The sequence below is a fragment of the Kitasatospora sp. NPDC004799 genome, assembly GCF_040609095.1.
GTDB lineage: Bacteria > Actinomycetota > Actinomycetes > Streptomycetales > Streptomycetaceae > Kitasatospora.
Map to the genome: position 1 here is coordinate 1 of NZ_JBEXJK010000395.1, position 7,518 is coordinate 7,518.

7 protein-coding genes are annotated in these 7,518 nt (G+C 73.9%); 3 read left to right on the top strand and 4 right to left on the bottom strand.

Annotated features, from left to right (window positions below; genetic code table 11):
* Both ABZW03_RS33360 and lpdA read left to right on the top strand, forming a co-directional pair.
* Positions 1 to 1,527 (top strand): M28 family peptidase (locus ABZW03_RS33360; RefSeq protein ID WP_355266798.1); only part of this gene is annotated, 1,527 nt, incomplete at its 5' end.
* A gap of 278 nt (positions 1,528 to 1,805) precedes the next feature.
* Positions 1,806 to 3,212: a dihydrolipoyl dehydrogenase gene (lpdA, locus tag ABZW03_RS33365; protein WP_355266801.1), complete on the top strand. Its 1,407-nt coding sequence runs from the start codon at positions 1,806 to 1,808 to the stop codon at positions 3,210 to 3,212.
* Positions 3,213 to 3,288: 76 nt separating this feature from the next.
* Here the strand turns inward: lpdA and ABZW03_RS33370 are convergent, their stop codons facing one another.
* Complete coding sequence (locus ABZW03_RS33370) at positions 3,289 to 4,023, bottom strand: sigma 54 modulation/S30EA ribosomal C-terminal domain-containing protein (RefSeq protein WP_355266803.1); 735 nt, start codon at positions 4,021 to 4,023, stop codon at positions 3,289 to 3,291.
* A gap of 180 nt (positions 4,024 to 4,203) precedes the next feature.
* On the opposite strand from ABZW03_RS33370, the gene ABZW03_RS33375 reads away from it, so the two are divergent.
* Entirely contained in the window at positions 4,204 to 4,536 is a 333-nt protein-coding gene (locus ABZW03_RS33375) for a hypothetical protein (RefSeq protein ID WP_355266806.1), read from the top strand.
* A 40-nt stretch (positions 4,537 to 4,576) separates the two neighbouring features.
* On the opposite strand, the gene ABZW03_RS33380 is transcribed toward ABZW03_RS33375, so the two are convergent.
* The 3 genes from ABZW03_RS33380 to ABZW03_RS33390 all read right to left on the bottom strand — a co-directional run.
* Positions 4,577 to 5,578 (bottom strand): BtrH N-terminal domain-containing protein, encoded by a 1,002-nt coding sequence (locus ABZW03_RS33380; protein WP_355266809.1) that lies wholly within the window; start codon positions 5,576 to 5,578, stop codon positions 4,577 to 4,579.
* Positions 5,575 to 6,381: a MerR family transcriptional regulator gene (locus tag ABZW03_RS33385; RefSeq protein WP_355266812.1), complete on the bottom strand. Its 807-nt coding sequence runs from the start codon at positions 6,379 to 6,381 to the stop codon at positions 5,575 to 5,577. Before ABZW03_RS33385 ends, ABZW03_RS33380 begins: the two co-directional genes overlap by 4 nt.
* 65 nt (positions 6,382 to 6,446) lie before the next feature.
* On the bottom strand, positions 6,447 to 7,518 hold a 1,072-nt coding region (locus tag ABZW03_RS33390; RefSeq protein ID WP_355266814.1), incomplete at its 5' end, for an AI-2E family transporter.

The window sequence follows — 7,518 nt, forward strand, 5'->3', positions numbered from 1 at the left end:
GGCGCCGCCCTGACCGTCGCCGCTCTGGTCACCCCGCTGCTGCTGGCCGGTGCGGGCACCGCCTCGGCCGACCCGGACCCGGCGCGCAAGGGCGCCAAGCTGGCCTCCCGGCTGGTCGAGGCGAGCACCGCCCGCGACGCCCGGGCCACGCTGGCCGCGCTCCAGCTGATCGCGGACCGCAACGGCGGTACCCGGGTGGCCGGTTCGAAGGGGCACGACCAGTCCGTGGACCACATCTACGAGCAGGCCCGGCGGGCCGGGCTCAAGGTGTCCAAGCAGGAGTTCGTCTACACCTTCTTCGAGGCCCGCTCCGAGCGACTGGACGTGCTCTCCCCGAACGCCGAGTCGGTGCCGGTGATCGCCATGACCTACTCGGTGAGCGGCCCGGAAGGGGGCCTGACCGCGGACCTGGCGGTCGCTCCGGTCAGCGCCACCACCGGGTGCACGCCCGCCGACTACCCGGCGGGCGGCTTCACCGGGAAGATCGCGCTGATCCGGCGCGGCGGGTGCAGCTTCGCCGAGAAGCAGGCCGCCGCGGCCGCCGTGGGCGCGACCGGGGCGATCGTCTACAACAACACCGAGGGGAACCTGAACGGGACGCTCAGCGACCCGGCGGCCGGGAGGATCCCGACCGGCGGGATCACCCGGGCCGCGGGCGAGGCCCTGGCCGCGGAGGCCGCCGCCGGGCCCGTCCGGGTGACCCTGGACATCCGCACCTTCATGGAGCCGCGCAGGACCTGGAACGTCCTCGCCGAGACCCGCGGCGGCGACCCGGAGCACACCGTGATGGTCGGCGCGCACCTGGACTCCGTCCCCGAGGGGCCGGGCATCAACGACAACGGCTCCGGCTCGGCGGGCATCCTGGAGGTCGCGAGGCACCTCAGCGCGCACCCGGTGAAGAACAAGGTCCGGTTCGCCTGGTGGTCGGCCGAGGAGTTCAGCCTCAAGGGCTCCGAGACGTACGTGAACTCCCTCTCCGACGCGGAGAAGAAGCGGATCAGCCTCTACCTCAACTTCGACATGATCGCATCCCCCAACTACGCGCAGTTCGTCTACAACGGCTCCGGCAGCCTCGGCGGCGAGGCGGGCCCCGAGGGCTCGGCGCAGCTGGAGCGGGACATCAACGGCTACCTGGACGGCCGGGGCCTGCCGCACGACCCGACCGCCTTCGACGGCCGCTCCGACTACGGCCCGTTCATCGACGCGGGCATCCCGGCCGGCGGCACCGACACCGGTGCCGAGAAGGTCAAGTCCCCCGAGCAGGAGGCCCGTTACGGCGGCAAGGCCGGCCTCGCGTACGACCCGTGCTACCACAAGGCCTGCGACGACCTGGGCAACATCGACATGGGCGCCTTCGACGTCAACATCGACGTGATCGCGAACGCCGTCGGCACCTACGCCTGGGACCTCTCCTCGCTGCACCGGCCCGTCCCGGCCGAGCGCCCGGCCGCCAAGGCGGCGCCCGGCGCCGGCGCGACTGGGACCGGCCGCACGAACGGTGACCGCTCGCACGGCGTGACGGCCTGACGCCCGGGTGGGCCCACCGCTCCGAGCCGGCGGGCCCACCCGACCGCCGTACCCGACCGCTCCCTCCTGGACCGCTCCACGCGGGACCTCCCTCCGTCATCGCCCCTGGTGGCCGCGGGTGCGGTCACCGTAGCGGAGACCACTGACAAATCCGGCCGCGGGCCGGTACGGTGCCGCCCGGAGCGCATCCGCCGAGACCCGGTGGGTGCGTCGGGCCCGGTCCTGACACCATGGGACCGAGATCACGACACCGTGACACCCTCGGAGGAGTCAGCAACATGAGCACGCACTACGACGTCGTCGTCCTCGGCGCGGGCCCCGGCGGCTACACCGCCGCCGTCCGCTCGGCCCAGCTGGGCCTGAAGGTCGCGGTCATCGAGGCCAAGTACTGGGGCGGCGTCTGCCTCAACGTCGGCTGCATCCCCTCCAAGGCCCTGCTGCGCAACGCCGAGCTCGCCCACATCTTCACCAAGGAGGCCAAGACCTTCGGCATCAAGGTCGAGGGCCAGGTGACCTTCGACTTCGGCGAGGCCTTCCGGCGCAGCCGCTCGGTGGCCGACGGCCGGGTCAAGGGCGTCCACTACCTGATGAAGAAGAACGGCATCACCGAGTACGACGGTTGGGGCACCTTCGTCGACGACCACACCCTCCAGGTGGCGCTGAGCGGCGGCGGCTTCGAGGTGGTCACCTTCGACCACTGCGTCATCGCCGCCGGTGCCACCACCCGGCTGCTGCCCGGCACCAGCCTGAGCGAGCGCGTGGTCACCTACGAGGAGCAGATCCTCACCGAGGAGCTGCCGGAGAGCATCGTCATCGCGGGCGCCGGCGCGATCGGCGTCGAGTTCGCCTACGTGCTGCACAACTACGGCGTGAAGGTCACCATCGTCGAGTTCCTGGACCGGATGGTGCCGCTGGAGGACGTCGAGGTCTCCACCGAACTCGCCAAGCAGTACCGCAAGCTGGGCATCGAGGTGCTGACCTCCACCCGGGTCGAGTCGATCGACGACAGCGACCCGAACGCCAAGGTCCGGGTCACCGTCACCAAGGACGGGCAGCAGCAGGTGCTGGAGGCCGACAAGGTGCTCCAGGCGATCGGCTTCGCCCCGCGGGTCAACGGCTACGGCCTGGAGAACACCGGGGTCAAGCTCACCGACCGCAACGCCATCGCGGTGGACGGCCGCGGCCGCACCAGCGTCGAGCACATCTTCGCGATCGGCGACGTGACCGCCAAGCTGATGCTCGCGCACGCCGCCGAGACGATGGCCGTGATCGCCGCCGAGACCATCGGCGGGGCGGAGACCCTGGAGGTCGACTTCGCCATGATCCCGCGCGCCACCTACTGCCAGCCGCAGATCGCCTCCTTCGGCTACACCGAGGCGCAGGCCCGCGAGCTGGGGTACGACATCAAGGTCGCCAAGTTCCCGTTCACCGCCAACGGCAAGGCGCACGGCCTCGGCCACCCGATCGGCTTCGTCAAGGTCATCAGCGACAACAAGTACGGCGAGCTGCTCGGTGCCCACCTGATCGGCCCCGAGGTCACCGAGCTGCTGCCGGAGCTGACGCTGGCCCAGCAGTGGGACCTGACCGTCCACGAGGTCGCCCGCAACGTGCACGCCCACCCGACCCTGGGCGAGGCGGTCAAGGAGGCCATCCACGGCCTCGCCGGGCACATGATCAACATGTGATCCGCCGTTCCCCGCACGCACCCCGCCGCCCCCGCCGAGCGACCGCCCGGCGGGGGCGCGGTGCGCGCGGGGCCCGTCAGGTGTGCCCGCCGATCAGCCCGAGCCGGCCGTCGAAGCGGCGGTAGAGCACCCGGCCCCGCCCGCTGACCGGGTGCGCGAAGAACAGGAACGGCAGCTCCGCGCCCGCCAGCCGGTCCACGGCCTGCGCCTCCGTCAGCCGGGGCGCGCCGTACGGGCTGAGGGTGATCGGCGAGGTCCGGCGGCCGGCCGGACCGGCGGGGACGGTACGGGCCAGGCGGTAGCCGGTCGGCCCGACCCGGTAGACCACGGCGTCGGTCTCGGTGGCCGGATCGGTGAACAGGTGGATGTCGTAGTCCATCGCGTCCATGGTCCGGGCGGCGGCCTCCGGCGAGCACCAGACCAGCGAGGGCGCCTTGCGCCGGGCCACCCGCAGCTCGCGGACCGTCCCGCCGTCCGGACCGCCGGGGGCCGCCGGGCGGTGGCCCGGCCAGGGGCGCGGGGCCCAGGCCCCGGTGACGGCCCTGATCCTGCCGCGCAGCGCGTCGCTCACCCGGTCGAGCGAGTCGCCCAGCCCGGCCGCGGCCTCCTGGACGCGGATCCGCCGGCCGTCCACCTCGGCGTTCACCTGCGCCAGCACGCCCCCGGCCACGGCGGCGAACCGGACCCGCAGGGCCTCCACCAGCGTCCCGACCCCCGGAGCCGCCGCCGCGGCGGCCACCCGGGCCCGTGCCTCGGCCAGGACCTCGCCGGTCAGCCCCTCGAACGCCCTCACCGTGACCAACTCGCCCATTCCCAGGCCCTTCCGCTCCCAGCCGGCGCATACCGCCGACCAGGATCCCGGCCCCGCGGCCGCGCGGCCAGGGCCCAACGGCCCCACCGCGGGGGCCGGGCGGACCAACCGCGGCCCCGGCCGCCCGGCCGGTGTTACGGAACGCCCGGGCCGGGCAGCCGCACACCCGGGGGACCGGAGGTGACGGCTGTGGACGGGCCCGGGCTCTCCCGCCGGGAGCTGCGGATCCTGGTGGAGATCGAGGACGGACTGCGGGCGGACGACCGGCTCGACCGCGCCATGCGCACCATGCGGCGCGGCCCCGGCCGGCTGCTGGACCGCGCCCTGGGCGTCGCCGTGCGGGTGCCGCTCGCCGTGCTGTCGGTGCTGCTGGCGCTGTCGGCCGGCCTGCTGCTGGTCAGCCCCGATCTGCACGCCACCGCCGAGCTGGCCGCCTTCGCCCTGGTCTGGGCGTCGACCGTGGTCCTCGCGGCGAGCAGATCGGCCGCCCGCCGCAGGGGGCTGCGCCCCTGAAGGGCGGGGTCGGACCTTGACGAAGGCCGTCCGGACCGGATCACACCCGGGCCGCACTCCCCAGGCGGCTCAGCGCCCGCATGGCCTCGCGCTCGATGCGTGCGAGCTCGCCGAGGAGCGAGCCGGCCCGGTCGAGGCACTGCGCGTCGCCCGACTCACCGGCCTTCGTGATCAGCGCCGCCACCTCCGTCCACAGCACGGCCGCCTCGGTGTACAGCGCGTGGCCGGTGCGCAGGTGGCCGCTGTCGATCAGGTCGGCGCACTCGCCGAGGAAGTCGCGGTAGAGGTTGCGGAACAGGGCGCCGCCGGTGCCGGCCTTCTCCATCAGCAGGGCGGCCTGCGGCAGGTCCCGCTCGGGCGTGTCGGTGCGCTGGAGCCAGGTGCGGACCAGCGTGCCCGCCTTCTCGATGCCGCGGTGGCCGAGGTTGGCGATGGGCGGGTCGAGGAAGGCGTCGGCGCAGGCGGTGACGGCGGGGACGATCCGCCGGTGGGGAGCGGGCAGGTCCCTCGGAACGGTGAGGGTGAAGGAGCGGTGCCGGGCGGTCATCGGGCCGCGCGCCGCCCTGGCCCGGGCGAGGCCGACCCGGCTGGTGGAGACGGCTCCGCCCTGCTGGTCGGTGTCCACCAGGTAGGCGCTGTGCTCGTCGTAGCCGTACATGGCGACGACGTGGCCGCCGAAGTGGACCTTCGAGCCGAAGTAGTCCAGGTGGTAGCTGTCGAGCTGGAGCCCGACGGGGCGGCCGGCGTCGATGCAGGCCGCCACGTCGTCCCACGCCCTGCGCGGGGAGGCGGTCTCCCGGACCACGAGCTCCAGCCCGAGCCCGGAGGCCAGGTTCCTGGTGAGGTCGAACGGTTTGACCCGTCCCCCGAGGAAGGGGAAGGGCATGTTCCTGCCGTCCCAGTAGACGAAGGACAGGCCGGAGCCGAGGCCGAACAGCATGGGCTCGGACAGGTCGAGTCCCTGGTGCCGCAGCAGCACCCCCAGGGCCGTCGTCTCGCAGTGCCGCGTGCCGCGGGCGTCGATGTCCGTGATGGTGGTCATGCCGGGCTCTCCTGGACGGGAATGATCAGTCGGGTCATCAGTTCTTCCGGTGGTGCCTCGGCCGGTCCGACGAGGTACGCCTCGCGTACGGGCGCCCGCGGACGCAGTCCGCGCTCGTGGACGGCGGCGAAGAGCGCGTGGTAGGCCAGGGGGAGTTGCGCGTAGGGCCCGATGTGCACGGTCTCGGCGACGGGGCCGCCGGGCAGCTCCGCGAACTCCAGGCCGGGCAGGCCTTCCCCGGGCGGGGTCTGCGCTCCGACGGCGATCGCCATCCGCTCGTCCAGGTCCAGCGGGTACAGCCCCCACAGCGGCGGCTCCCACGCGATGCCCGCCCGGCCGAGCGCGGCCAGCAGCCGGCCCGCGCAGTCCCCGACCCCGGTGCCGGTCTCCGCGGGGGTGCAGACCGTTCGCACCACCGCCAGCCGTCGGTCCGGCTCACGGCCCAGGGTCACCTCGTGGCCGGGCAGACCGCCCTCCGCCAGCCGTTCCAGCATCGCCAGCCGGGCCTGGTCCCGGCTGATCCGCTCGGCCAGCCGGTCCCGCTCGGCGCGCAGGATCCCCGCCCTGCGCTCGGGTTCGGCGTCCAGGGCCCGGGCGATCACGGCCAAGGGGAGGTCCATCCGGCGCAGCAGGGCGATGGTCAGGGCGTCCCGTGCCTGTTCGGGAGCGTAGTAGCGGTAGCCGGAGCCGGCGTCCACGCGGACGGGGGCCAGCAGCCCCATGTCGTCGTAGTGCCGTAGCTGCTTCACGCTGAGGTGGCACAGGCGGGCGAAGCGCCCGATGGTGAGGAGTTCGTCGTGCACGCCCTCATCGTGGACTCTCCCACGGGGGGAGAGTCCAGCGCGGAGCCGACGGACTCGGGGACGCCCTACGGCCCCTGGGCGTCGGGCTCGCCACGGGTGCGCAGTTCGCCGAGCACCGCCCAGCCGACCGACACCACCGGCACCGCCACCACCGCGCCCAGGACCCCGGCCAGCACCGCCCCGCCGGCCACCGACACGGCGATCGCCACCGGGTGGATGCGGACGGACCAGCCGAGCACCAGCGGATGCAGCAGGTGGCCCTCGATCTGGCCGATCACCACGATCAGTGCGAGCACCAGCAGCGCGATCACCGGGCCGCGGGCGGCGAGCGCGACCACGGAGGCGATCGCCAGGGCGATCGGGGAGCCGACCAGCGGGACGAGCGTCGCCACGAACTCCAGCACCATCAGCGGCATGACCAGCGGCACCCGCAGGACCGCCAGCGCGATGCCCACCAGCACGGCGTTGGAGGCGGCCACGATCAGCACGCCCCGGGTGTAGCCCGCGAACGTGCGCCAGGCGACCCGGCCGGCGCGGTCCCAGGCCGAGCGGGTCCGGAGCGGCAGCTGGCGCTGCGCCCAGGACCACATCCGGTCGCCGGAGTGCAGGAAGAACACCGAGCAGAACACCGCGAGCGCCAGCCCGGTGACCACCTCGACGACCCGGCCGGCCCCGCTGAGCGCGGTGCTGAGCAGCGTGGAGCGGTGGGCCGAGACGAACTCGCCGATCTTGGCCCGCAGATCGGTGACGGTGCCGGGCCGCAGGTGGAAGGGGGCGCCGGTGAGCCAGTGGTCGATCCGGGCGAGACCGCCGCCGAGCTCGCTGCCCAGCCGGCTCCACTCGTCGGCGACGGTCGTGCCGACCAGCGTCAGCACCCCGCCGACGGCCGCGAGGGTGCACAGGAAGGTGATCAGGACGGCGATCGAGCGCGGTACCGCCCGGGCCAGCAGGTCGACCGGCGGGCGCAGCACGGAGGTGATGACCAGCGCCACGAACAGGGCGACGACCGGCAGCTCGAGCCGGGCGAGGACGTCGACGACCAGGTAGCCGGCGAGTCCGAGCAGCACCAGCCGCCAGGTGTAGCCGGCCGCCGTCCGCAGCCCGGCGGGGACGCGCTCCCCGGCCGGGGGCCGCCCC